Genomic DNA, 1,084 nt, shown 5'->3' with positions numbered 1-1,084 from the left:
CCTACGGGATGGGTGGATCCATTAGGATTGAGCCCATGTCCCGGCGAAGATAAATGCAAGCCAACCATCGAAGGAACGAAGGCAAACGCCAATGAAGGCGGGCCACTCAGCCCCATACCCTCAGATATCCCGCCTAAGATGGGATATCACAAAGAAATCTTTGCCAATAAACCCGTTAAACCGGAGGACACCACTCGTAAATGGGATGATTTTCTAGGGCCAGGCCCTCACACGAACACCAACCCACGGACAGGAATGCCCGATCTCGACAGAATAGTTTCTGGTGATGCAAAAAGAAGCATTCGTTATGGTTCACATGAAATGAACAGCAAACCAAGTAAGCATCACTATCACGAGGAAACATGGACACTTGAGCTTAAAACCAACACCATGAATGTAGATAACACTGTTATAAGAGTCCCACTACTGAAGAAGTGATATGAAAATACGGATTACCGAAGTGCTTCATGAGATGGACACTATACTTGTGGGCTTCCACTCGTTCGCCGGAAGCAGCACCGCCTTATGGGCAGGAACCGCGCCCACAATAGGCGATGAGATGGATGTAGAGTTTGACCTTGATGAAGTGTTCTCTTGGGGGACGAACATCACGCACTCCACAGGTAAAAGCCCCAATATCTCCTATCTAAACGGTGTCACTCGAATAACAGCTGAGCTCATTCAAATCACGAACGAAGAATGTGCAGCACTACAGTTTGGCGACTCTGTACTTCTGGTTGAGTTTGATGGCCCCACTACTCAAAGATCCGGCTGTGTCGATCTGAGGGCGAGCAGAGTCTTTCTGTACCCAACAAATACGTAACCCACACAGATGAGCACCGCACAAATGTTAGGGGCGCCCGTTGTGGGATGCTCACAACAATAAGTGATCACACTCTAGCTAACCCACTCACCACCCTTCTTTGAGCATCCGCAACTCCAAATGCTGCAACAACATAATCGTCTTCCCATCCACAATCTCCCCACTCTGCACCATCCCCAGCGCCTGTTCAAACCCCAGCTCCAGCACCTCGATATCCTCACCCTCCTCTTCCAGCCCACCACCACTCCCCACCCGATCCCC

2 pseudogenes are annotated in these 1,084 nt (G+C 49.9%); one reads left to right on the top strand and one right to left on the bottom strand.

The features are described from left to right. Nucleotides 1-438 (top strand): annotated as a pseudogene (locus tag HX823_RS31375) (type IV secretion protein Rhs); the annotation flags it as partial. Between the two features lie 472 nt (nucleotides 439-910). On the opposite strand, the pseudogene HX823_RS31370 reads toward HX823_RS31375, so the two are convergent. Next, nucleotides 911-1,084 (bottom strand): annotated as a pseudogene (locus tag HX823_RS31370) (GDP-mannose pyrophosphatase); the annotation flags it as partial.

The organism is Pseudomonas sp. P7759, assembly GCF_013386445.1.
Lineage (GTDB): Bacteria > Pseudomonadota > Gammaproteobacteria > Pseudomonadales > Pseudomonadaceae > Aquipseudomonas > Aquipseudomonas azotoformans_A.
Note: the sequence above shows the minus strand (reverse complement) of the source record. Positions and strands in the feature narration are given on the sequence as shown.